Origin of the sequence: Povalibacter sp., assembly GCF_036735925.1 — a bacterium.
In the GTDB taxonomy this organism is placed as follows: domain Bacteria; phylum Pseudomonadota; class Gammaproteobacteria; order Steroidobacterales; family Steroidobacteraceae; genus Steroidobacter.
Window position 1 is genome coordinate 10,912 of the sequence record NZ_DAINNK010000008.1, and the last position, 23,458, is coordinate 34,369.

The 23,458-nt window shown below is 63.9% G+C and carries 20 protein-coding genes; 16 read left to right on the forward strand and 4 right to left on the reverse strand.

The genetic code is table 11. The annotated features are described in order from the left end of the window. The first annotated feature begins 17 nt into the window (after window positions 1-17). A complete protein-coding gene (locus V7D81_RS04275; RefSeq protein ID WP_324314732.1) occupies window positions 18-2,417 on the forward strand; it encodes a TonB-dependent receptor in 2,400 nt (799 codons plus the stop codon). A 231-nt stretch (window positions 2,418-2,648) separates the two neighbouring features. On the opposite strand, the gene V7D81_RS04280 is transcribed toward V7D81_RS04275, so the two are convergent. Beyond that, window positions 2,649-3,302 (reverse strand): energy transducer TonB, encoded by a 654-nt coding sequence (locus V7D81_RS04280; RefSeq protein WP_324314733.1) that lies wholly within the window; start codon window positions 3,300-3,302, stop codon window positions 2,649-2,651. Window positions 3,303-3,492: 190 nt separating this feature from the next. Here V7D81_RS04280 and V7D81_RS04285 point away from each other — a divergent pair, with 190 nt between their 5' ends. From V7D81_RS04285 to V7D81_RS04295, 3 genes are all read left to right on the forward strand, one after another. Continuing rightward, a complete protein-coding gene (locus V7D81_RS04285; protein ID WP_324314734.1) occupies window positions 3,493-4,035 on the forward strand; it encodes a sigma-70 family RNA polymerase sigma factor in 543 nt (180 codons plus the stop codon). A 3-nt stretch (window positions 4,036-4,038) separates the two neighbouring features. Then, window positions 4,039-5,001: a FecR domain-containing protein gene (locus V7D81_RS04290; protein ID WP_324314735.1), complete on the forward strand. Its 963-nt coding sequence runs from the start codon at window positions 4,039-4,041 to the stop codon at window positions 4,999-5,001. Between the two features lie 117 nt (window positions 5,002-5,118). Further along, the gene (locus V7D81_RS04295; RefSeq protein WP_324314736.1) at window positions 5,119-7,587 is read left to right on the forward strand and encodes a TonB-dependent receptor; all 2,469 of its coding nucleotides are present in this window, start codon (window positions 5,119-5,121) and stop codon (window positions 7,585-7,587) included. 61 nt (window positions 7,588-7,648) lie between these two features. Here V7D81_RS04295 and V7D81_RS04300 read toward each other — a convergent pair whose 3' ends face one another. Further along, window positions 7,649-8,071, reverse strand: coding sequence for a helix-turn-helix domain-containing protein (locus tag V7D81_RS04300; RefSeq protein WP_324314737.1), 423 nt, complete (start codon window positions 8,069-8,071; stop codon window positions 7,649-7,651). Then, window positions 8,068-8,508: a DUF6932 family protein gene (locus V7D81_RS04305; RefSeq protein WP_442958331.1), complete on the reverse strand. Its 441-nt coding sequence runs from the start codon at window positions 8,506-8,508 to the stop codon at window positions 8,068-8,070. Before V7D81_RS04305 ends, V7D81_RS04300 begins: the two co-directional genes overlap by 4 nt. A gap of 119 nt (window positions 8,509-8,627) precedes the next feature. Between V7D81_RS04305 and V7D81_RS04310 the strand changes: the two genes are divergently transcribed. Beyond that, window positions 8,628-9,101: a TonB-dependent receptor domain-containing protein gene (locus tag V7D81_RS04310; protein WP_324314740.1), complete on the forward strand. Its 474-nt coding sequence runs from the start codon at window positions 8,628-8,630 to the stop codon at window positions 9,099-9,101. A gap of 48 nt (window positions 9,102-9,149) precedes the next feature. Here V7D81_RS04310 and V7D81_RS04315 read toward each other — a convergent pair whose 3' ends face one another. After that, entirely contained in the window at window positions 9,150-9,905 is a 756-nt protein-coding gene (locus V7D81_RS04315; RefSeq protein ID WP_324314742.1) for a hypothetical protein, read from the reverse strand. A gap of 121 nt (window positions 9,906-10,026) precedes the next feature. On the opposite strand from V7D81_RS04315, the gene V7D81_RS04320 reads away from it, so the two are divergent. The 11 genes from V7D81_RS04320 to V7D81_RS04370 all read left to right on the forward strand — a co-directional run bounded on the left by V7D81_RS04320 (window position 10,027) and on the right by V7D81_RS04370 (window position 23,446). Then, entirely contained in the window at window positions 10,027-10,437 is a 411-nt protein-coding gene (locus tag V7D81_RS04320; protein ID WP_324314743.1) for a DUF3325 domain-containing protein, read from the forward strand. A 6-nt stretch (window positions 10,438-10,443) separates the two neighbouring features. Further along, a complete protein-coding gene (locus tag V7D81_RS04325) occupies window positions 10,444-10,779 on the forward strand; it encodes a hypothetical protein (RefSeq protein ID WP_324314744.1) in 336 nt (111 codons plus the stop codon). A gap of 155 nt (window positions 10,780-10,934) precedes the next feature. After that, window positions 10,935-11,456: a sigma-70 family RNA polymerase sigma factor gene (locus V7D81_RS04330; protein WP_324314745.1), complete on the forward strand. Its 522-nt coding sequence runs from the start codon at window positions 10,935-10,937 to the stop codon at window positions 11,454-11,456. A 23-nt stretch (window positions 11,457-11,479) separates the two neighbouring features. Beyond that, window positions 11,480-12,481: a FecR family protein gene (locus tag V7D81_RS04335; RefSeq protein WP_324314747.1), complete on the forward strand. Its 1,002-nt coding sequence runs from the start codon at window positions 11,480-11,482 to the stop codon at window positions 12,479-12,481. 87 nt (window positions 12,482-12,568) lie between these two features. Then, window positions 12,569-15,070 (forward strand): TonB-dependent siderophore receptor, encoded by a 2,502-nt coding sequence (locus V7D81_RS04340; protein ID WP_324314748.1) that lies wholly within the window; start codon window positions 12,569-12,571, stop codon window positions 15,068-15,070. A 100-nt stretch (window positions 15,071-15,170) separates the two neighbouring features. After that, entirely contained in the window at window positions 15,171-15,674 is a 504-nt protein-coding gene (locus tag V7D81_RS04345; protein ID WP_324314749.1) for a sigma-70 family RNA polymerase sigma factor, read from the forward strand. Between the two features lie 3 nt (window positions 15,675-15,677). After that, a complete protein-coding gene (locus V7D81_RS04350) occupies window positions 15,678-16,667 on the forward strand; it encodes a FecR domain-containing protein (RefSeq protein ID WP_324314751.1) in 990 nt (329 codons plus the stop codon). A 141-nt stretch (window positions 16,668-16,808) separates the two neighbouring features. Beyond that, window positions 16,809-19,256, forward strand: a complete 2,448-nt coding sequence (locus V7D81_RS04355) for a TonB-dependent receptor (RefSeq protein WP_324314753.1) — start codon at window positions 16,809-16,811, stop codon at window positions 19,254-19,256. A 142-nt stretch (window positions 19,257-19,398) separates the two neighbouring features. Continuing rightward, a complete protein-coding gene (locus V7D81_RS04360; RefSeq protein WP_324314754.1) occupies window positions 19,399-19,908 on the forward strand; it encodes a sigma-70 family RNA polymerase sigma factor in 510 nt (169 codons plus the stop codon). Further along, window positions 19,905-20,858, forward strand: a complete 954-nt coding sequence (locus tag V7D81_RS04365) for a FecR domain-containing protein (protein ID WP_324314755.1) — start codon at window positions 19,905-19,907, stop codon at window positions 20,856-20,858. The genes V7D81_RS04360 and V7D81_RS04365 overlap by 4 nt, the downstream gene beginning before the upstream one ends. Window positions 20,859-20,968: 110 nt before the next feature. Further along, complete coding sequence (locus V7D81_RS04370) at window positions 20,969-23,446, forward strand: TonB-dependent siderophore receptor (RefSeq protein ID WP_324314756.1); 2,478 nt, start codon at window positions 20,969-20,971, stop codon at window positions 23,444-23,446. Window positions 23,447-23,458: the final 12 nt, after the last annotated feature.

Genomic DNA, 23,458 nt, shown 5'->3' on the forward strand with positions numbered 1-23,458 from the left:
ACATGGGGGAACATGCAATGCATCGAAAACTGGCTAAACGCGCATCCCGCTACTGGCTCACCACAACGCCTGTCCTGCTGGCGGGCCTGACGGTCGGACCGCTTGCTTCGGCGGCAGATGATGGAAAGCTGCAACTGGAAGAGGTCATCGTTACGGCGAACAGCTACCAGGAAGACATCGCCCAGAAGCCGTTGTCCGTAACCGAGTTCAACGCCGAGCAGCGCAACATGACGGGCACGGCCACCGCCACCGATATGTATCGATTGACGCCGGGCGTCGAGATCTCAGACCGCGGTGTCACGATTCGCGGCGTGGGCCGCACGACGGCGACGTCGGCTCTCGGCACCACGGAGCCGGTCGCCTACTACGTGAACGGCTTCTATCTGCCGGATTCAAGCGTCGTCGGCGAAAACACGCTGATCGGCGGCAGCGTGCAGATCCTTCGCGGCCCGCAGGGCACGCGCTACGGAACGAACGCCATCGGCGGCGCCGCCAACCTGATCAGTCGCGCACCGACGGACACCTTCATGGGCGAGGCCCTCGTAGGCTACGGCCGCTACGACTGGAATACCCTGGGCTTCACCGTCTCCGGACCGTTGAGCGAAAACTACGGCGCACGTGCCAGCGTGCAGCGCTTCGAGCAGCCCGAGCGTTCGCAGAAGAACGTCGGACCGATCGAGGCGGGGTACAAGGGCGAGAATCTGTATGCGGAACTCCAGTTCGAAGGCCAGGTGACCGACGATCTGCACTTCCACCTGCGCTCCAGCACGTTCTCCTATGACAACGCCCGCGGCTACACGGCGCCGGCGGTCTACAACAATGCAGCGCCCTTCATGGGAGGCAACATCCCGAACGTAACCTACAACTACGACAAGAATCCGCCGCAGCAGCCGCGCGTGATCGACGTCGACGTCGAAGGGTACGACAAGCTCTCGGACAACCAGGTGCACATCCTGAATGCGGACTGGAATCTGGGGGCGGCGACGTTGTACTACGTCGGCGGCTATCAGGCCTATGTCTCGGAAGGCAGTGGCGACTACGACGCCACGTCGCGCATCGGTTACGTCACAGGGCCGGGGAATCCGGGGACGGTCCCCGATGGTATCTTCATCAGTACGTCGATCGTGGATCACTACTACAACGACGACGAGCGTTATTCTCATGAGTTGCGTCTCGAAGGTAACGCTCACGATGGCCTCGAGTGGAATCTCGGTCTGTACTACTCGAAGGGCAAGTACGATCGCTTCTACCAGATTGGCAATCCCAATCAGCCTGAGCTGGCTAACCCGACCTATCGTTGGTACAACAATGCCGTGCAGTCGCCGGCGGCGCCCATTGCTCCGAATCCTGACCGCGATACCTACCGCCAGCACAACCTCCTCGACGTGGAGTCCCGCGCCGTGTTCGGTCAGCTGACTTACGCGCTTACGGACAAACTCGAGCTGACCGCCGGTCTTCGCTATACCGAGGATGAGAGCGACGGCACCAACGAGTATCACAGTTTCTACTGGGATACGGCGGCCGCTGGCGATGTCACGCCGCTGGTCAATGGCGCCAACACGGTCGTCAAGGATGAGGAGATCACCGGGCGAATTGCCGCCGACTACCAGGCAACTGATGACGCCAACTTTTATCTCAGCATTGCACGCGGTTCGAAGCCGAGCAGCTTGTCGCTCGACAGCATCGTCCCGGATCCGGCTCAGGGCGGCAAGAACAACGTGTCCGATCCGGAAGAGCTGATTGCTTATGAGCTGGGATGGAAGCAGTTGGTGAGCAGCCAGTTCTTCAGCACGGTGGCGCTGTTCTTCAACGACTACACGGACATGCAGATTCCGCTGACGGTCTGGCTGCCGAATCCGATCGACGGCCGACCGACCGTTGCTGCAACGCGCTATGACAACGTAGATACGGAAATCTACGGCATCGAAATCGAAGGCACCTGGACGCCGACGCCGGATGTGTGGGTGCGAGGCAACTACACCTATACCAACGGCGAATATACGGCGATGGACGGCTTGGTCGTCGATCCGGCTGATGTCACAGGAACGCCGCAAAGCATCGTGGGCAACCAGCTTTCGCGCATCCCGCGCCACAAGGCGAGCCTTGCCGGGTACTACACGCTCAACTTCACGCCGGGCTCGCTCATCCTGGGCGGCTACGTGTACTACGCGGGTGAACGTTACTGGTCGTACTTCAATACCGATACCTGGAAGATGAGCGATTACTCGGTCGTCAACGCCAGTGCAACGTGGCGTGCGCCGACCAATCGGTATGAGGTGAATCTCAGCTGCAGCAACCTGCTGGATGACGACTATGTGACCGGCATCGGCGTCGCCAGTCCGGATCTGGGGCTGGCTCGCACGAACTACCTCGGACCCGAAAGCTTCTACAGCCTTCAGGTTCGCGTTCGCTTCTGATGTAGCTGTTTGATGATGACAAGGCCGGCCCCGTTCTGGGGCCGGCCTCCTTCCGGTCCCAAGGGTCGGCAACAATTCCTTTACTGCGCGCCGTCCGCTGTTGATTGCGCCACTCACGCTCGCAGACTCCTCCCGCTCTGTCGCTTCCTCCGCAAGAAGCAATGTCTGCAATCCTGCAGGCGATCCTTGGTGTGATCGGCGTCCTCGTCCGCGAATGGACTTGCTGGCGTGTCAGGTTCGTCGCAGTTCGAACTCGACGGGCACCAGCACCCACGCTTCCACGGCTTCGTCGCCGCGACGTGCCGGCACGAATCGCCAGTGCTGTACGGCGTCGACAGCGGCGGTATCCAGGCGCGGGAAGCCGCTGGTTCGGTCAACCTGGACAACGGCTGCCGCGCCCGCGGGCGTGACGCGCACGCGCAAAATTACCAAGCCTTGTTCGCGCAGGCGCCGTGATACTGACGGGTAGGTAGGGGCGGGGTTGCTCAGGTAGTCGGCATCGAAGCGCGGCAGCGTGATTGCAGGCGTCGGCGTACTCGGCTGAGCCGGTGGTGCAGACGGTGGCGCTGCGGTCAACGTGATCGCGTTCTCCGCGGGCGGCGCATCGAACTCCAGCAGGTCCGGCATGACCGCATCGATGCGCGGACGTTCGATTTCCACCGGGGGCGCCGGAGGCGGCGGTCGCGCCTCCGAGGCATCGGCGATCATTTGCACCTGAATCGGCATGGGAGGCGTGACGTCGTCGTCGCGCTGCATGCTCGCGATGAGCAGAAACGCGAATAGCCCATGCAGGAGTCCCACCGAAGCGAGCGGCACCGTGCGTTGCCGGGCGTACTCCATCGTGGCGTGAATCAACGGGCTGTCTTTCAAAGTGAATGTCGACATGGGTGCCTGCTGCCGGTCCCGGCAGGTTCTACTGGTATGACGAATGAGATGAGAAAACAGGCATGCCCGGCGCCAGAAAACAGCGGGAAGCGTTCCAGCACGGATGGCTGGGTCCGGCGCTGGGCCCGCGCAGGACGCCGGCGCTAGACTGCCGCCCCGCCTCAGCCAGTCCGCGCAGCCAGGGCGCCCCATGTTCCTGGCTGCTGCGATGACCGAAACCACGCTCCGAACCGACGCTGTCCAGTCGCTCTGCCGCGAACACCATTCCTGGCTGCAAGGATGGCTGCGGCGCCGGCTCGGCTGCCCGGAACAAGCCGCCGATCTGACGCAGGACACCCTGCTGCGCATCCTCGCCAGTCCTGCGGCTGGCCGGCCCGCCGGCGGCATCCGCGAGCCGCGCAGTTATCTCGCGACGATTGCGCGCCGTGTGCTGGTCGATCACTTCCGCCGCAAGTCGCTGGAGCGCGCCTATCTGGAAGCGCTTGCATCGACGCCGGAACCGGTCGAGACATCGCCGGAGTCGCGTGCGCTGATCGTCGAGACATTGTGCGAGATCGACGCGATGCTCGATGGACTTGGTCTCAAGGCGCGACAGGCGTTCCTGCTGTCGCAGCTCGAGGGCCTCACGTATGCCGAGATTGCACAGCGGCTCGGAGTGTCGACCAGCTCGGTGAAGAAGTATGTGGCGCGTGCGGTCGAGCAGTGTCTGTGCCTCGCACTGGATGCGGAATAGTCCATGGACCGCGCAATCCTCAAAGCAGCGGCGCACTGGCATGCACAGCTGTGTTCCGGCGAAGCCAGCGACGCCGACCGCAAAGAATGGAGCGACTGGCTTCACGCCCATCCGGATCATCGGCTCGCGTGGCAGCGCGTCGAATCGCTGCAGAAGTTGCTGCAACAGCTGCCGGTGGAACCGTCGACGAAAGCATTGATCGCGGGCTCGCAGCAGGACACGGACCGACGGCGTCGCACACTGCTGAAGGGCATGACCGGGTTCGCGATAGGTGGCGGCGCCGTATGGCTCGCGCATCGACAGATGCCGTGGCCGCAGCGTTTCGCCGACTACCGGACGCAGATCGGCGAGCGCCGCGAGTGGCAACTCGCCGACGGCAGCCGACTGCTGCTGAACACGGCGACCGCTGTGGACGTGAATTTCGATGAAGCGCAGCGACTGGTGCGCCTGCATGCCGGAGAACTGCTGATCGAAACCGGCAAGGATTCGCGGCCGTTCTTCGTGCGGACGGCGCAAGGGACGATGCAGGCATGGGGGACGCGCTTCGTCGTTCGCGCGCAAGACGATGCGACCCTCCTGACCGTGCTCGAACATCGCGTCGAAGCGATTCCGATGCAAGCCCACGATGCGCGGGTGCTGCAAGCCGGCGAACAGGTAAGCTTCAACGCGCACCGCTTCGACGAGACCGTCGCAGTACCGACCGCTACCGCGGACGCCTGGACACGCGGCCTGCTCATCGTTGCCGGCTGGCGGCTGGACCGGTTCGTGGCCGAAATTTCCCGCTACCGCCGCGACTCCCTGGACTGCGACCCTGCGGTGGCGGGCCTGCATATCTCGGGAGCCTTTCCGATCGACGACACCGATCGCGCGCTCGACGCGCTCGTCATGGCCCTGCCGGTCAGGCTGACGCGGCGCGAAGGCGGGTTGTGGAGACTGTCTCCCGGAATGCGGGTCGAGCCGCGCTGAACGGCCGCGCCTGCATCTGCGCCGGCCGATTGTCCCTTTTCGATTCTCATCCGACCTCCCTGGATAGCGAGGCTGGCCGTGGCCAGCACTAGAACAGCAATCACAAGGGAGCAGGGCATGTCACACACGATCTTCCGCAGCAGGCAGCATGGATCGGCGCGGACGCGCGCGTTGCTGCTCGCCGCATTCGCCATGGCGGCAATGGGCACGGCGTCGACACAAGCACGTGCGGCGAACGCCTCGGCCGAAGTGCAGCCGGTGGAAGTCGACATTCCCGCCGGACCGCTCGGCAGCGTGCTCGGCCAGTTCGCAGGCGCTGCGGGCGTGGTGCTTTCCTTCGATTCGACGCTGACCGAAAACCGCACCAGCGAGGGACTGCGCGGCCGCTATACGGTCACCGAAGGCTTCTCGCGCCTGCTCTCAGGACATCGTCTGCTGGCGGTGCGCAGCGATGACGGCATCTACCTGCTGCAGAAACTGCCGACCAGCACCGACAGTCCCGCCGTGTTGCCGCCGGTCAAGGTACGTGCGGAGGTTGATGCTGCCCCGACGGATTTACCGGACGTGTATGCCGGCGGCCAGGTGGCAAATGGCGGCAGGCTGGGTCTGCTCGGTGCGGTCGACGTGATGGAGACGCCTTTCAGCGTCGTCAACTTCACGGAGGAATTCACGCGCGACCTGCAGGCGAAGGATGTCCGCGAGGTGCTGCGTTTCGACTCCTCGGTACAGGACATCAACAGCTTCGGTCTCTCGCCCGTCTTCTCGATCCGCGGCTTCCAGCTGGGCAAGGGAGAACTCGGCGTGAACGGCCTGTACGGCATGGGCAACGCCGATGGCTACCTCGAAGTGCAGCCTTACGAGCGCATCGAGATGATGAAAGGCCCGAGCGCGTTATTGCAGGGCGCGCTCGAAGGCGGCATCGGCGGTTCCGTCAGCATGGTCACCAAGCGGGCGGCTGATGAACCGCTGACCCGCGTCAGCGCTCTCTACGAAACCGAAGACGTGCTGGGCACGACCGTGGATTTCGGCCGGCGCTTCGGCGCCGACGGTCAATGGGGCGTGCGCACCAACCTGCTTTATCGCAAGGGCACGTTCGGCGATACGCGCTTCGAACAGGAGATGAAGCTCGCCAGCGTTGCACTCGACTACCGCGGCGAACGCTTCCGTGCGTCGCTGGATTACGTCGGCCAACGTCAGCATACGCAAGGCGACGGGACCGACAGCTGCGATGGCTGGGATCTCGACGCCAACCCCGATCGAGACACCTGCCCGAACCCGACGAACTGGTGGAATGCCGAGCAGAACTTCGACCTGTTCATCGCCGCGCTCGAATATGATCTGAGCGAGCACTGGAGCGTCTCGTTCAAATACGGCCAGAACGAAGCCGAGGATTTCTGGCCGGCCACCTATCCGGACTGGAGCAGTGAAGATCCCGACGGCACCGTCGCACTCATGAACCAGATGTGGGCCATGGTGCTGCAGCCCAAGTCGAGTGAGCTGAATCTGTACGGCGAGTTCGCGACCGGTCCGGTCCGGCACGAACTGGTCGTGGGCGCCAGCCTCTACGAGCGCAAGGGCTGGAGTCTCTGGATGGAAGAAGCCACCGGCGTGCGCGTGCCCATCGCGACAACGCCGCCCGATATCACGCTGCCTACGCCGGATCGGTCCGATCTTCCTTATGACGGCAAGAATTCCTTCCGCAGCTACGCCGTGGTGGATCGCCTCAGCCTCGCCGATGAGCGTTATCAGTTGCTGCTCGGCCTGCGACACCAGAATGTGGAGCAGGAGGGGTACTACGATGAAAGCGCCGTGACGCCTTCGGTCGGACTGGTCTACCGGCCGTCATCGCAGTGGATGGTCTACGGCAGTTACATCGAAGATCTCGAGCAGGGGCCGCAGGCGCCGGAGAACGAACCGAGTGCGCTGCCGCCACGCTACTACGTGAATGCGGGCGCGTTCTTCCCGCCAACCGAGAGCGAGCAGTACGAGATCGGCGCCAAGTGGGAGAACGGCAGTCTCGGCGCGACGGCCGCACTGTTCCAGATTTCCCAGATGAACGGTATCGCCGAGCCCACCGACACGCCCAATACATTCCACTACAGCATCGACGGCGAACGACGCCATCGCGGGCTGGAGTTGTCCGTGTTCGGCGAGCCGTTCGCAGGCGTGCGTCTGCTGGGCAGCTACACCTACATGGATGCGGAGTTCGTGAAGACCGAAGGCGGCGCCGCCGACGGCGAGAAAGTCATGGGCATTCCGGATCACCGGTTCGTACTCAACGCCGAGTACGACTTGCCAGCCGTGCAGGGTCTGACCTTCACGGGCGCGATCACCGCCTCCACGGATGCGAGTCGCTGTTCGGTGTATCTGGGAGACCCGACGCTGTGCGGCACGTTGCCCGGCTATACCACCCTCGATGCCGGCGCCCGCTACCGGTTCGCGCTGGGCGGCAAGGCGACGACGCTGCGGTTGAACGTCACGAATCTCACGGACAAGAAGTACTTCGCCACCGCAGCGCCTGCCGAGGGCTGGCTGACCTACGGTCAGGAACGGCGGCTGTCGTTCTCGGCGGAGGTGGATTTCTGAAGACGGGTTTCCATTCTTTCCCTCCTCCGCTTGCTGGGGAGGGCACACTCGTGCCGGCGGTTCAGGCCTTTTCGAGCGTGAACACTTCACGCACCCGCAGCCTGAGTGCATCGGCCACCTGCTGCAAGCGCTCGGCCGCGACGCCGCGGTACTGAGTGGCCTCGTAGCGCTGTACCTGTTGCTCCGCCAGCGACAGCCGTTCGGCGAGTTCCTTCTGCGTCAAGTTGCGCACGATGCGCGCCTTGATCAGTGCTTCGCCAATGCCAACGATGGATTCGGCCTCCAGCGTGACGACGCGCCCCCCGCGCAAGGCGTCGTATTCGGCCAGTTCGGCTTCCAGGTCTTCGAGTTGGCTGCGCAGCCCGTCTCGCATGGCCTTCGCCGCTTTCGGATGCACACCTTTCGCGTCGGGCGCGGCCAGCGCTTGCCGGAATCGCTCGGCCTGGGCCTGCGTGTTGAGGTACTGGCGCTGGTTGGTGATCATGGCAAGCCCTTCAGGTCGATGACGATGATGCCCTTGCGACCGCCGTCGCGATCGGTCTGGAAGAAATCGCGAAACAATGTGCCCTGCGGATCGGCGCGTGAGTCGGCGATGAACAACTCGCCGAGAAACGCTGCCTTCTGTGTGGCACGCCCGCTGTCGAACGTCAGCAGCCGATCATCCACCAGGTCAAAGTCGACTCCTTCAGCATCCCAGCAGGCATCGAAGTCGCCGGGTTGCTCCTTCGCTGTGATGAAACTGCCGTCGATGTAGGCCCGCGCGCAGCCAGCAGTGCGCAGCCGCCGTAAGGCATCAAGCAAGCCGTCCAGCAGACGGCGGCGCCACGGTGTGTAGCCATAGCGATCCAGCATTTCCTGCCACGTTGCTGAGTGCTCGCCGGCGGGCAAGTTGCCGGTAGCGGCGTCAAAGTCAGGAATCACAACACAACTTTATCATTGTGTTTGTCAGGTGACAAAACGCGTTTTCGCTTCTGTTTCTTCGTCCTGGTTCCGGCACACCAGCGTCACGCGTACACTGCCGCCGTCCGCCTCAGCCAGCAATGTGCAGCCAGGTCGTGGATCTCACGAAACATCTGTCCGTCTACGCCAGCTACACCGACATCTTCAAGCCCGCGACCGTACGCGATGCCAACAGCAATCTGCTGGATCCGGCGGTGGGCTCCAACCTGGAAGGCGGGGTGAAGCTCGCGTTCTTCGAAGACCGGCTCAATATCTCGGGTGCGTATTACGAGACGAAGAAGGACAACGTGCCCGAGTACGTGCCGGGGCCCGGCGGGACGGTCAACTACGGGCCGACCGGCGACTATGTCTATGAAGGCGTCGATGGCACGAAGACCACGGGCTTCGAACTCGACGTCTCCGGACAGCTCACGGCGAACTGGGAAATCAGCGGCGGGTACAGCCATACCCGACCGGTCGATGCGAACGGCGAAAAGCGCCTCACGCAGATTCCCACCGTGACCTTCAAGTTGTTCAGCGCCTATACGTTCCTGACGGCGCGGGTGGATTTCTGACCATGCGCAATTGCGGGATCAGCGGATGAAGAGTCCGCTGCTCCCGCATCACCTGGCGATGCCAATCTCCTTCAGCGCTGTCAGCAGTTCCGTCTCATCGGCAGCGCCCGGTCCCCAGCCCATGATGCGTCGGCGGACCTTGCCGTTTTCGAGGAACACGAACGTGGGTGTGGGAATCGCGGTGGTCCCGCCGGTGATCGAGTCGGGCCATTCCCTGGCGTCGTACATGACCAGCGGCGGGAACCACGGATAGTTCTGGTTCCACTTCGTGAAAGTCTCGCCATAACCGAGGTCATAGGCCGGTGCGATCCAGGCGCCGCGCGCCATGAAAATTTCCTTGAGCCTGGGATCGTTCGAGATATCCCTGGCTGCTTCCAGGCAGTGCGGACAACCGGGACTGGAAAGCACGATGACCTGAGCATCCCGCGTCACATCGAAGGGCTTGCGGGTGAGCTTCGGACCGTCGACGGAAAGAACGGTAGGCGAGTTCGCTCGTGGCGCCAGATTCTCGATCGTGAACTCGAAGCCCTGGAGTCCGCTGGCTTGCGCGAGCCTGCGTGCGGCGGCGAACTGGCGCTGGTTCAGCAGCTCGCGACAGACCAGCTCGATCTCGTTGGCTGAGCCTTCGCGGTGGCGAATGCGGCTGTCGATGATCAGCTCCAGTTGGCGCGTGTACTTCGGCCATCGGGCGCCGAAGTTCGCACTCTCTGCCATGAACAGCAGTTCCTTGCGCTCGTGCGGCTGCAGTCCATCGATCATCCGAACATCGAGGTGATCGCCGAGCAGGCGATCGTATGCGTGCACGTAGGAGTCGAAGGATCCAGTGCAGGCCGAACATCCACTTCGGCAAACCTCGATGCCCCTTTTTCGATCTCGTTCGTCATACATCCATGAGTCCTTGAAGCTGGGCGGTGGAGAACGAGCGGTGAGCGAGCACGAAACCCGGCGCGATCACAGCACGAACACGGCGCCGGCAAGCGGACTTCAGCCCCTGGTAGCGTGGATCGTCGGGGCGCTGTGGCGCATCGGCGCCATTGTCATCGACGTATTCGAGTCATGCGTGCTGCTGTACGACGTGATCTGGAAGGCGCGCGACGATTCGAGCGCGCTGTATCGCCGGCTGCGTCGCGTCGGCTTCTTCATGCTCGCCGTGGCGCTCGCCCTATGCATGGGCGACTGGGGCCTGGATGTGGGGGTTGCCGTCTGGCTGGCGTGCGTGAGCGCATCGACGTTGTTTGTCGCGCTGATGCTGATGCCATTGTCGCGCTGGTCTCTCAGCGTCATTCCACATGCGACGGTTCTGGTCCTGACGGCAGTCTGCGTATGGCTCTTCTGAGGTCCCATGACCACGATCGTCAGACCTGACCGCCACACCTTGTCGACAGAACCGGTGCCGCCAGGGCCGTGCTTCTACATCCTGGCCAGAGGTCGCTTCGGCGCGCTCAGCCTGCGAACGAGCGAAGATCTCGCCGCCGAACTGCGACGGGACCGTCTGGCAAAGCAGCACAACCCACGCGTATACGTGCGGCGCCTCGTGCACCTCGAACTGCATGATGATCCACGGTCCGCCAAGGAACGGTGGCGCCAGGTGATGCGCTGGAGCGCGGGCCACAAACTGCTGCTGATCCGCAGCACTAATCCGGACTGGATCGACTACGCGCAGCACTGGTTGATCTGAGATCGTGAAAGCGCGCCCAGCGCGTACGCATGAGGCCACGCCGCCTCTGCGGCCACTCTGCTTGAAACGCCAGGATCACCTCCCTAAGATGCGAACCGTTCTCATTTAAGGGCCAGCCCCCAGCGACGGCCCTACATATATAAGAGGGGAGCGCCGTGGCGGGCTCTGAGTCGGTTCTTCAACGTGAAGTCGGTGCGCTGTACAGCGACCACCATGGATGGTTGCGCAGCTGGTTGCGTCGGAAGTTGCAGTGTCCCGAGCAGGCGGCGGATGTCGCGCACGACACGTTCTGCCGATTGCTGGGTCTGCCGCGTACGGAGTTCAGGGAACCGCGCGCCTTCCTCGTCACGACGGCGACCCGCCTGCTGATCGACCGGTCGCGTCGCGCGCAGATCGAGCGCGCCTATCTCGACACCTGGGCGGCGATTCACGCCGATGCAAACGCTGCCTCGCCGGAACAGCAGCAGGAGGCGATCGACACGCTGCTCGCGATTGCCGCGCTGCTCGAAGGACTGCCGCGCAAGGCGCGCGAAGCGTTCCTCATGAGCCGGCTCGAGGAGTTGTCGCAGAGCGAGATCGCTGCGCAGCTCGACGTTTCCGTCAGCATGATCAAGCAGTACATGGCGCAGGCCATGCGGCATTGCTATGCCGTGCTGCACGGAATGCCGGAACAGTGAACGCAACGAGCGCAGAGCCGACGATGGAGCCGACGCGTGCGATGGTGGAGCAGGCGCTCGCGTGGCACATGCGATTGAGCGAGTCTGCAGTCGCAGAGTCGGAGCTCGAATCCTGCGCCCGGTGGCGCAGCGAACATCCCGCGCATGCGCTGGCATTCGCGCGCATGGAGGCGATCTCGCAACGCTTCGAAAGCGTGCGCGGCAAATCATCGGCAGCGGCGCTGGAAGCGGGGTTTTCCGTCAGGTCGAGAAAGCGCCGCGCGGCACGATTCGCGGCCGGCGCGGGTGCGCTGGCACTGTATGCCGGTGCAATGCTCACGCTCGCGGACAGCTACGTGGGCGGGTTGTCGATCACCGCGTTGCGCGCCGATTACCGGACGGGTGCGGGCGAGCAGGCGACCGTGGATCTGGAGGACGGCAGTCGCGTCGTACTGAACAGCCGCTCCTCCGTGGACGTGTCGTATTCCGGGACACAGCGCCGGGTGGTGTTGCGCGAAGGCGAAGTGCTCGTGGAAGTGGCCAGGGATGCCGCGCGTCCCTTCGTCGTCGAAACCTCGCAGGGAACCGCTCGCGCGCTGGGTACGCGCTATCTGGTGCGCAAGGCGGATGAGCAGACCACTGTCGTCACTGTGCTGGAGTCAGTCGTACGTACGTGCGTCACACCAGAACACGACGTCGCGTGCGTGGATCTGCATCCCGGAGAGCAGGTGAAGCTTTCCGGAGATGCGTTGCATTTCCCGGTCAAGGTGGATGGGGCAGCGGCGGCAGGATGGCGCGAGGGTTCGCTGCTCGTCGACGATCGTCCGTTGTCGGAAGTGCTCGATGAACTGGCGCGTCATCGCAAGGGGAGGTTGCGCTACGACGCGGCTGCCCTGGCGGGCCTGCGCGTCTCCGGCGTGTTTCCTCTGCATGACACCGACAGGGCGCTTGCGGTGATCGCAGAGACGCAGACGCAGCCCGTCGTCTTGAGGTCGCAGTGGCCATGGACCGTCCGTGTCGAGCTGCGCGAGGACGGTCATCGCTAGCGACGCGGCAGGGAATCTTCGCCTGCCGCTATACCTGCGCCCGACTCGTCCGTCATGACTCCTGAGAACCGCTCAGGAGCCTGATTCATGTACGCCTCACTCGCCCGACGCCGTCTTGCCGTCGCCGTTGTCGCGGTCCTTTGCGGCAGCGTCACTGCCTTCTCCACTGTGATCGCGCAGACGCCCGCTGTGAGCAGCGAAGTACGTTCGTACGACATTCCTGCCGGCTCCCTCACCCAGGTCCTGAATCAGTTCGCCCAGCGCGCGGGCGTGGCGCTGTCGTTCGATCCCCAACTCACCAGCGGCAAGCAGAGCGGCGGACTGAGCGGCAGCTACGCCGTCGCACAGGGCTTCGCACAATTGCTCGGCCCGCATGGTCTGCAGGCCGTGCCGGGCGCCAACGGCTATTCGCTGCAGCCCGCGCCGATCGGCACAGGATCGTCATCCGCTTCCGAACAGACCCTGCGGGCGATCAAGGTGCAGGCCACGCTGGATGCAACCACCGAGGGCACCGGTTCCTATACCACCGGCGCCGTCGCGGTCGGCAGCCGCGTTCCTCGCGACCTGCGGCAGATTCAGCAGTCGGTCGGCGTCGTGACGTCGCAGCGGATCCTGGACCAGAACCTGACGACTACCGATGAAGCGCTGAAGCAGGTGACCGGCATCACCGTGATCCCCGATTCCGGCGGCGCGCATTCGGCCATCCTGTCGCGCGGTTTCGACGTGACCAGCGTGCAGTTCGATGGCGGTCCGCCGTCCATGATCGGCTACGGCGCCATCGATGGATTCGACGAGCAGGGACTGCCGGACCTCGCGCCCTACGATCACGTCGAAGTGCTGCGCGGTTCCGACGGGTTGTACTCGGGATCGGGCGAACCCGGCGGCAGCATCAATCTCGTCCGCAAACGGCCGCTGGGCGAATTCCAGTTCGTGGCCGATCTGCTGGCCGCCAGCTGGGACCGCTTTCGTGCCCAGGTCGACGTGACCGGCGCCATCGCATCGAGCGAGCGGGTGCGCGGCCGTTTCGTCGCGGCCTTCGAAGATCGCGAGTACTACTACGACGTCGCGGAGCAGGACAAGGTGGTTCTCTACGGCGTGCTCGAAGCCGACGTCACCGATCGTACATTGCTCACGGTGGGCGCGACCTACGAGGACGACGACCAGCGGCCCAACTTCATCGGCCTGCCGCGCTATGCAACGGGCGACGATCCGCGGCTGCCGCGCGACACCTGCCTGTGTTCGCTCGACGGCTACTGGAACCGGCAGGCGACCGATGTGTTCCTGGGTCTCGAACAGATCCTGTCGGCGCAATGGAATCTGAAGCTCAATCTCACGCGTCGCGACACCGAGACGCGCGCGAAGCATCTGTATCCCGTCGGTGCGGTAAACCCGGTGACATTGCTGGGCCCGCAGATCTACACGTATCACTACGCGCCCGACGTTCGCCAGGTCCTCGCCGATCTGTCGGTGAACGGCAGCTTCGATGTCGCGGGACACCGGCAGGAACTGACGCTCGGCGTCAACCTGCAGGATATCGATCACGTCGGCGACGGCGGCTACTACTACCTCGACGACACGACACCGGTCATCGACGTTTTCGATTTCGATCCTGCGGCATTTCCGATGCCGGTCGATCGGGCGCAGGGCAATCCGTTCGGTACGGGCCAGCGTCAGGAAGGCGTGTTCGCAAGCCTTCGCTCCGAATGGACCCGCAGGCTGCACAGTGTCCTGGGACTGCGGGTGAGCGACTACCGCTATGAAAGCTTCGACAGCACCAGCAGTGACCAGTACGAGGATTCCGGCATCGTCACGCCCTTCGGCGGCGTGACGTTCGACCTGACGCCACAGGTCTCGCTCTACGCCAGCTACGCCGACACGTTCGTCGTCCAGAATGTTTTCACCGCGCAGGGCGAGCGACTGGATCCGAAGACGGGCGAGACCTACGAAATCGGCGCGAAGGGCGCGTGGTACGAGGGCCGGCTCACCGGCTCGGTGGCGGTCTATCGGGCGCAGCAGAAGAACGAGGGCATTCTGGATTTCGAAGATTTCAGCAGGCCGTATCAGTGCTGCTACATCGAAGGTCCGAACGTGCGTCGCAGCCGCGGCTTCGATGCGGAGGTATCGGGCGAACTCGTGCCCGGATGGGAGTTTTCCGCGGGCTACACCTACAACGACAATGAACTGCGCACCGCCGAAGGCGCGAGCCGGCGATTCAGTTCGCAGACACCCGAGCATCTGTTGAAGCTGTGGACCATGTACCAGCTGCCCGGAACCCTGTCGGCTTGGCGCCTGGGAGCAGGACTCAACGCGCAGTCGAAGAGCTACTTCACCGGTGAAGTCTGCGACGGACTGCGCGACGACGAAGGCGAGTGCATCTCGGAAACCTACGTCCCGTACGACATCACCCAGGACGCCTATGCGATCGTCGGCGTGCGCGTCGAGCGCCGCTTCGGCGACCGGTGGAGCGCCGCATTGAACGTCGACAACCTGTTCGACGAGACGTACTACGCCAGCGTGGGCTATCTCGAAGGGTTCAACTACTACGGCCAGCCGCGCAATTTCACGCTGTCCCTGCGGGGACGGTTCTAGCGGGCAACGGTGACACCGCGGCGAAACCCGGGCTAGACTCGCGCGCATCCGCCTCAGCCAGCATGCGCAGCCAGGGCGCTTCAACGCACTGGCTGGTCGCATGTCCAATTCCTCCGTCTCCGGGGCCGATTCCCTTCATTCCCTGTACGCCAGCCATCACGGCTGGTTGCGCGACTGGCTGCGCCGCAAGCTGAGCTGTTCCGAGCAGGCGGCGGATCTGGCGCAGGACACATTCCTCAAGTTGCTGGGCAAGCCTCTGGATATTCGCGAGCCGCGCAGTTACCTGACTGCCGTTGCACGCGGGCTGATGGTCGACCGCTTTCGACGTCAGGCGATCGAGACTGCGTATCTCGCGGCGCTGGCAGCGCGACCCGAACCGGCATCGATCGAACTCGAGACGCAGGCGATCATCATCGAGACGCTCGTCGCCGTGGATCGCCTGCTGGATCAGCTCGGATCGCGCACGCGCGCAGTGTTCCTGCTGGCGCAACTCGAGGGGCTGACGCAGGTCGAGATCGCGGAGCGCCTGAAGCTGTCGTTGCCCACCGTGCGCCGGCATCTCGTGCGTGCGTACACCGAATGCCTGTCGCTCACGGCGGGTTGAACGATGAGTGCGGCACTTCCTGTCCTGGACACGACGCTGCCGCGGGCGGTGCTGGAAGCGGCTGCCGATTGGCATGTGAAACTCCGGTTCGACGAGGTTTCGCAACGCGCCCAGGTGGAGTCCGCGCTGGCGACGTGGCTGGCGGAAAACGAGCAGCATCGACTGGCGTGGTCGCTCGTGCAGCGCATGGAACAGCGGCTCGGACTGTTGCCGCAAGGCACGTCGCAATCGGTGCTCACCGAATCGCACGAGCGGCGGCTGCATCGACGCACGGTGCTCAAGAGTCTGTTGTTGCTGGCTGGCGGCGCCGGGGTCGGCTGGAGTGCGTACGAACAGATGCCGTGGCGAAGCTGGGTTGCGGGCCATCGTTCCGCGGTGGGGGAGCGTCGGCATCTCGCATTGGCCGACGGCAGCGGCATCGATCTCAACACTGCCACTGCGCTCGACGTGCACTACGATGCCCGTCAGCGTCTGCTGCGTCTGCACGAAGGTGAAATCCTCGTACAGACTGCCGTTGACGAGATTTCCGATCCGCCGCGTCCTTTCATCGTCGACACGCCCCAGGGCCGCGTCCGCGCGCTGGGCACGCGCTTCAGCGTGCGCGTCGACAAGGGTGTCAGCCGCGTCGCCGTCTTCGAACATGCGGTGGTGGTGAGCACGCGAACCAGCGGCGGTACCGTGCGTCTCGATGCAGGCGAGGCAGTGACGTTCACCAGGACCTCGATTGCATCGAAGCAGGCGGCCGACAGCGTTGAGGTCGCCTGGACGCGCGGCATGCTGGTCGCGGTCGATCAGCGGCTCGATGATTTTCTGAATGAGCTGTCGCGCTACCGTCGCGACCGCATCGGCTGCGATCCGGCCGTCGCGGGGTTGCACGTCACCGGTACCTACCGCATCGACGACACCGACCACGTGCTGCAAAGCCTCACGCTTTCGCACCCGGTGCGCATACACCCGTCCCTGTTCTCGACCCGCGTCATCGCGCGCCGCTAGCCGGGGCTGCCCGGCTCTGTCCGGGAGCGGTTTCGGGAAATCTCACCGCAGAACTTTCCATTTCGGCGGGCTCGTTCGTCCTCCATGAAACCGGGCATGCAATGCCCGATCCGGCCTGTCCATTTGTCTACGGAACTCATCATGTCCAACCGTCCGTCGCGCAGCCTCAGTATCCGCGCCAGTTCTTCCGCAGCTGCCGCACCCCGCCACGCCGTGTTGCGGCTGGCCCTTGCCTGCATTCTCGGCACGGGCGTCAATGTCGCCGCGTTGCTGCCCGGCGTCGCCGTCGCGCAGGAACAGCAGCACTTCGACGTAGCCGCAGGTCCGCTCGGTGAAGCACTCACCCGATTCGCCGCGCAGGCCGGCGTATCGCTGTCGACGGACGCCGAAACCACGCGCGGCCTGCAGTCGCCGGGCCTGAAAGGCAGCTTCACGGTAGGCGAAGGGTTCGCACAACTGCTGCGCGACTCCGGGCTGGAGGCGGTTCAGCAGGCGAACGGGACGTACACCCTGCGCAAGGCGCCGCTTGCCGCGACGTTGCCGCGCGTGACGGTAACGGATGACGCAGAGCCGTCGGCTGCACTGGCGCTGCCGGGGGAATACGCAGGAGGGCAGGTCGCCCGCGGCGGAAGTCTGGGACTTCTGGGTGAGGGCGATTTCATGGAATCTCCCTTCAGCCAGACCACCTACACCGCGGCGCTCATCGAGAACAGTCAGGCCACCACGTTGAATGAAGTGCTGGAGAACAGCCCTTCGATCACGCGCATTTCAGGCCGCTTCTACTCCAACGACGGCTACAAGATCCGCGGCTTCGAAGTGTTCAGCACCGACAGCGCCTTCGATGGCTTGTTCGCGCTCGGCTCGGTGCGGCGCGTGGGCATCGAGTCGCTGGAACGGGTGGAGCTTCTCAAGGGCCCCAACGCACTGCTCTACGGCGTGCCGCCCGGCGGCGCGGTCGGTGGCATGGTGAATCTCGTGCCCAAGCGGGCCGGCAGCGAACCCGTCGCGCGGATGACGCTCGGCTACCTGGCGGACAGCAATTTCGGCGCACATGCGGACGTCGGGAGCCGCTTCGGTGCCGACAAGGCGTTCGGCATCCGCGTGAACGTCGCGGGCCGCACCGGAGACACCAACCTGGATTTCAATCGTGACGATTCGAGTCTGGGCAGCGTGTCGCTGGACTATCAGGGCGAGAAGCTGCGTCTGTTCGGCAACTTCAACTATCAGAAGCAGGATCTGGATGCGCCCACCTTTACCGGCTTCGCCCCGGCGGCCGGCATCGGCATACCGAAGGCGCCGGATTCGAGCACCAACCCGGCCAGTCCGTTCACCTACGTCGATACGGAACGCGGTTTCCATGTCCTGCGGGCAGAGTACGACCTCGCCGACGACTGGACTGCCAGCGCCGCGTATGGCTGGCAGAACTACGACGAACAGAATCTGTTCGGCTACTACCGAAGCATCATGAACGAGCAGGGAGATTCGCAGGAGCCCGGGACGTATCGGGAATGGGTCGCCAGTCAGGACAATACGTCGATCGATGTGAAGCTGAAGGGGCGTTTCGTGACGGGCCCCGTCAGCCATGGACTCGCCCTCGGGTACTACTCGGCGACTCGCGATTACGACTACAGCCGCAGGACCGTTGCAGGCAGCGGCGCGATCTCGAACCTCTACGACCTGCAGCACGACTATCCGGCCCCCGATTTCACCGGGATTCCATTCGTTCGCAGTCACGCGGAAGTCACCGCCGACGGCGTGGCGCTGGCCGACACCCTGAGCTTCCACGATGAACGCGCGCGCCTGACGCTGGGCGTGCGTCACCAGAACATCCGCAACGAGAACCGCCTGACGAACGTGGTGACCTACGATGAATCGGCCGTGACGCCGGTGATCGCCGCGCTGTACCGGGCGGGCGATCGTGTCGCTGTCTACGGCAGCTACATCGAGGGCCTTTCCGAAGCGCCGCAGCCACCCGCGACGGCTGCCAACTACGGCGAGGTGTTCGATCCGGCAAGAACCAAACAGTATGAGATCGGGGTGAAGTACGACGCCGATACGCTGGCGGGCACGATCGGCATTTTCGAGATCACTGCGCCGTCCGGCATCCTCGATCCGCAGACCAATGTCTTCAGTCTCTCCGGTCGCCAGCGCCATCGCGGGATCGAAGTCGAGAGTTTCGGCGAAGTCACCCGGACCGTGCGTCTCGTCGGTGGCGTGACATGGCTCGATGCCGAACTCGTCCGGACCCAGGGAGGCGTCAACGAAGGGAATCGTCCGGTCGATGTGCCGGAATGGGTGGCCACCCTTCGCACCGAATTCGACGTCAGCCGGCTGTCCGGACTGACCCTGACCGCCGGGCTGGTCTACAACAGCAGCCGGTTCTATGACGTGGCCAACACCCAGAGCATTCCGGACTGGACGCGGTTAGATCTCGGCGCGCGTTACGCTGCAAGACTGGGCGGCCGCAATGTGACCGTGCGTGCAAGTCTGGTGAACGCGCTGGACGACGACTACTGGGAAAGCACCAGCTACAGCCTGATCAGCGGCGCTCCGCGAACGCTTGCCATTTCGGCCTCGGTGGACTTCTAGCCCGGCGCCGGGCCGGAGGGGCGCAAGCAGTCGGTTTCCGGGCGGTGGTCGGTGACATCGTAGCGATGCGCCAGCTAGACTCCTGCCCGTCCGCCTCAGCCAGCATGCATAGCCAGGGCGCTTCAACGCACTGGCCATTCGCATGTCCCATCCTTCCGCCACCGGGGCCGATCCGCTTCATTCGCTGTACGCCAATCATCATGGTTGGCTGCAGAACTGGCTGCGCCGCAAGCTGAGCTGCTCCGAGCAGGCGGCGGATCTGGCGCAGGACACCTTCGTGCGCGTACTGCGCACGGCGGGCGATGAGCCGATCAGGGAGCCGCGCAGCTATCTCATCAGGATTGCGGGCGGACTCGTCGTCGATTACTTCCGGCGTCGCCGGGTCGAAAGGGCGTTTCTCGAATACCTCGCGCGCGTGCCCGAGTCCTGCGCACCGTCGCCCGAAACCCGGGAGATCCTGATTGAATCGCTGGTGCGGATCGATGCGATGCTGGATGGACTCAAGCCCAGGGTGCGCGAAGTATTTCTGCTGTCGCAGATCGACGGGTTGACCTATCCGCAGATCGCGCAGCGCGTGGGGATCAGTCTGCGCAGCGTCAGCAACCACATGACGGTCGCGTTCGATCATTGCTTCGGGGCGACGGAATCATGAGTGCGACCATCCATGTCGACGCCGCCGTGCGGCGCGTGGCCGTCGCCTGGTTCGTGCGTCTGAACTCAGGGACGGCGACCGAACAGGATCATCGCGCCTGCGCGGAGTGGCGCCATCAGGATTCGCAGCACGAACAAGCCTGGCTGCGCCTGCAGAACGTGCAGAAAACGCTCGGCAGCGTTCCCGGCGACATTGCAACGCCGACGCTCAAGGGTATTGCACATGGCCGGCGCACCGTGTTGAAAGGGCTGGTCTGCGTTGCGGTGAGCGGAGCGGGCGTCTGGCTCGCGCATCGCGAACGGCTCTGGCAGCCCTATCTCGCGGAAGAGCGGACCGCCATCGGTGAACGGCGGCACGTCGTGCTCGACGACGGTTCCACTTTGCACATCAACACGAATAGCGCGGTTGATGTCGAATTCGATTCGCGGGCGCGGCGCGTGCATCTGCATCGCGGCGAGATCCTGCTGGTCTCCGCACATCCCGCTGGCGAGCAACGCCCGTTGCTGGTCGAATCCCGGCATGGCGTGATGCGCGCACTCGGCACGCGCTTCAGCGTGCGACTGCACGAAACCCACACGCGCATCGCGGTGCTCGAACATGCCGTCGAGATTCGTCCGCGCGATGCCGCCGGCATGCGACTCGATGCAGATCATGCAACGAGTTTCGATGAACGCGGTGTGCAATCGATTCACGAAGCGGCCGCGGGTTCCGATGCATGGACGCGCGGCCATCTCATGGTCAGCGATCGTTCGCTTGAGGAAGTGATTGCAGAACTGGCGCGCTATCGCTCTGACAAGCTGCACTGTGCACCTGCCGTTGCTGGTATCCGCGTCTCCGGCGTGCTGCCCGTCGATGACACCGATCGCGCGCTCGCGATTCTTGCGGGACGGTTTCCGATCGTGATCGGCGCACGGGCAGATGGGGTGGTGGTGGTGGACGCAAGGCGATAGGGTCCTGGCCGCCCGCAGCCTTCCGCTCGATTTTTTGCATGTTTCGTCATCTCGTCCGGCTTCCCCCGTAACAGCCACCCATTCGAGCTGAACCAGGGAGTCGTCTGACCATGCCCACCCATCGCGGCCACTCGCGTGTGCTCAAACTTGTTGTCGCTCTGTCGCTCGCGGGACTGGGTGTCCCGCAACTTGCCGTGGCCCAGACGCAGGCGGCTGCGTCTCGCAGCTACAGCATTCCCGCCGGCGCGCTGGGTGAATCGCTCAATCGATTCGCGTCTGAAGCGGGCGTGTCATTGGTGTTCGAGCCGTCCGAAGTGGCGTCGCTGCAGGCGCCCGCGCTGAGCGGCAGCTTTACTGTCAAAGAAGGTTTCGCTCGCTTGTTGAGCGGCACCGGCTATGAAGCTGCCGCGGAATCCAACGGCAGCTATTCGCTGCGGAAAATGTCCGCCTCGTCTGCAGACGAGGCCACGATGCGGACGATCAAGGTACAGGAGACGCTCGATGCGACGACGGAAGGCACCGGCTCCTACGCCACCTCGGCGATGAGCACGGCGACCCTGTTGCCGCTGACTGCGCGCGAGACGCCGCAGTCGGTGACCGTGATTACGCGTGCCCGGATCGAAGATCAGAACATGATCAAGGCCAGCGATGCGCTGAAGTACATCCCCGGCATCACGCCGCACACCAACAGCGGGCCGAACCGCGAAACCTACTGGTCGCGCGGCTTCGAAATCACGAACTTCACCTACGACGGGTTGCCCGCCGCCTACACCGACAGCGGCGGCCATGGCCTGCTCAACGACATGGCCATCTACGACCGGGTGGAGATCGTGCGCGGCGCGACTGGCCTGTCCCAGGGAACGGGAACACCGTCGGCGACGATCAACTTCGTGCGCAAGCGACCGACTGCGACCTTTCAGGCCAGTGTCGAGGGCATCGTCGGGGAGTGGGACTACTTCGGCGCGACGGCCGATGTCTCCGGGCCGCTCAATCAGGCGGGCAGCGTGCGTGGCCGCGCGGTGGCCAGTGCGAGCACGGCGGACAGCTTCCAGGCTGTGGTCGGCGAAGACCGCAGCGTGTTTTACGCCATCGGCGAATTCGACTTGGGCGAGCACACCCTGTTGACCGCCGCGGTCTCATACCAGAGCAACAGTGACATCTCGACCTGGGCCGGTCTGCCTACCGCCCAGGACGGCGGCGACCTGAACCTGTCGCGGTCGAGCTTCCTGGGCAACGACTGGAACTACTGGGACACGGTAAACACGTCTGCTTACGCCAGCATCAATCATCAGTTCGCAAATGACTGGCAGGTAGTGTTTGCGGCCAACTACATCGACGTCGAACAGGAACACTTCGTCAACGGTCTGTACCTGAACGAGGCGGGCGGATACAACCTGAGCGGTCACTACGCCGACGAGGGCAACGAGCGCACCAGCTTCGACCTGCGCGCGCAGGGTCCGTTCGAACTCTTCGGCCGCCAGCACGATGTAGTAGTCGGCGCCGCCGTGCGCGAAGCAGAGGACGACGGCACTGTCGCGGGCTACGGCGGTTTCATCGTGGCCAGCGACATCGACATCTACAACTGGACTCACGACGCCGTGAAGCCAGACCCGCGCGACCTCATCGATTTCTACTACGCTGGGAAAACGCGCGAGCGCGGCATCTACACATCGGCTCGCTTCAACATTTCGGACCCGCTGAAGCTGATCGTGGGCGCCCGGGTCGACTGGTTCGAGTACGAGTTCCAGGGCGACTACTACAACATCTGGGTCACGCCGCCGGAGCAGCCGTTCTGGGATGGCTGGACCGAGGCCTACGACTACGACAAGCACGTCACCAAGTACGCCGGCGTGACTTACGACCTGGCCGGGCAGGCGACGGTGTATGCGAGCTACACCGACATCTTCCAGCCGCAGTCGGCGATGGACAGGAACGGCGAGTTCATCGACCCGATCGTCGGCAAGAATTACGAAGTCGGCGTCAAGAGCGCATGGGCGGACGGCTTGCTGGAACTCGATGCTGCGGTGTTCCGCATCGATCAGGACAACATCGCTGTCAGCGACCTCGCGGCGTGCCCGCCCCCGGGCCAGGGCTGTTCCCGTCCGGGCGGCCTGATACGCAGCGAAGGTTTCGACATCGAACTGCTGGGCCGCCTCACGCCATCCTGGGAGATTGCGGCCGGCTATACCTACGCCAATCCGAAAACCATCGAGAACGCTGACGACCCCAGTGCGGAGGGACAGGACATCGATCCCAACCTCCCGCGGCGTCTGCTCAAGGCCACAACGACCTACCGACTGCCCGGTGGCAAGTGGCGTGTGGGCGGTGGTTTTCGCTGGCAGAGCGACGTCGACCACTTCAACGACTGGATGGGCTACGACTACCGGACGGAGCAGAAGGCCTACACCCTCGTCGATGCAATGGTCAGCTACGAGCACAACGCGAACTTCAGCGTTCAGCTCAACGTGACCAATCTGTTCGACGAGACCTACTGGCGTGTCATCAACACGCAGCCGGTCGAATGGGGCGGCAACGCGCTGTACGGCGAACCGCGACGCGTCATGGTCACGGCGCGCTCCAGGTTCTGAATCGAGCCGGGC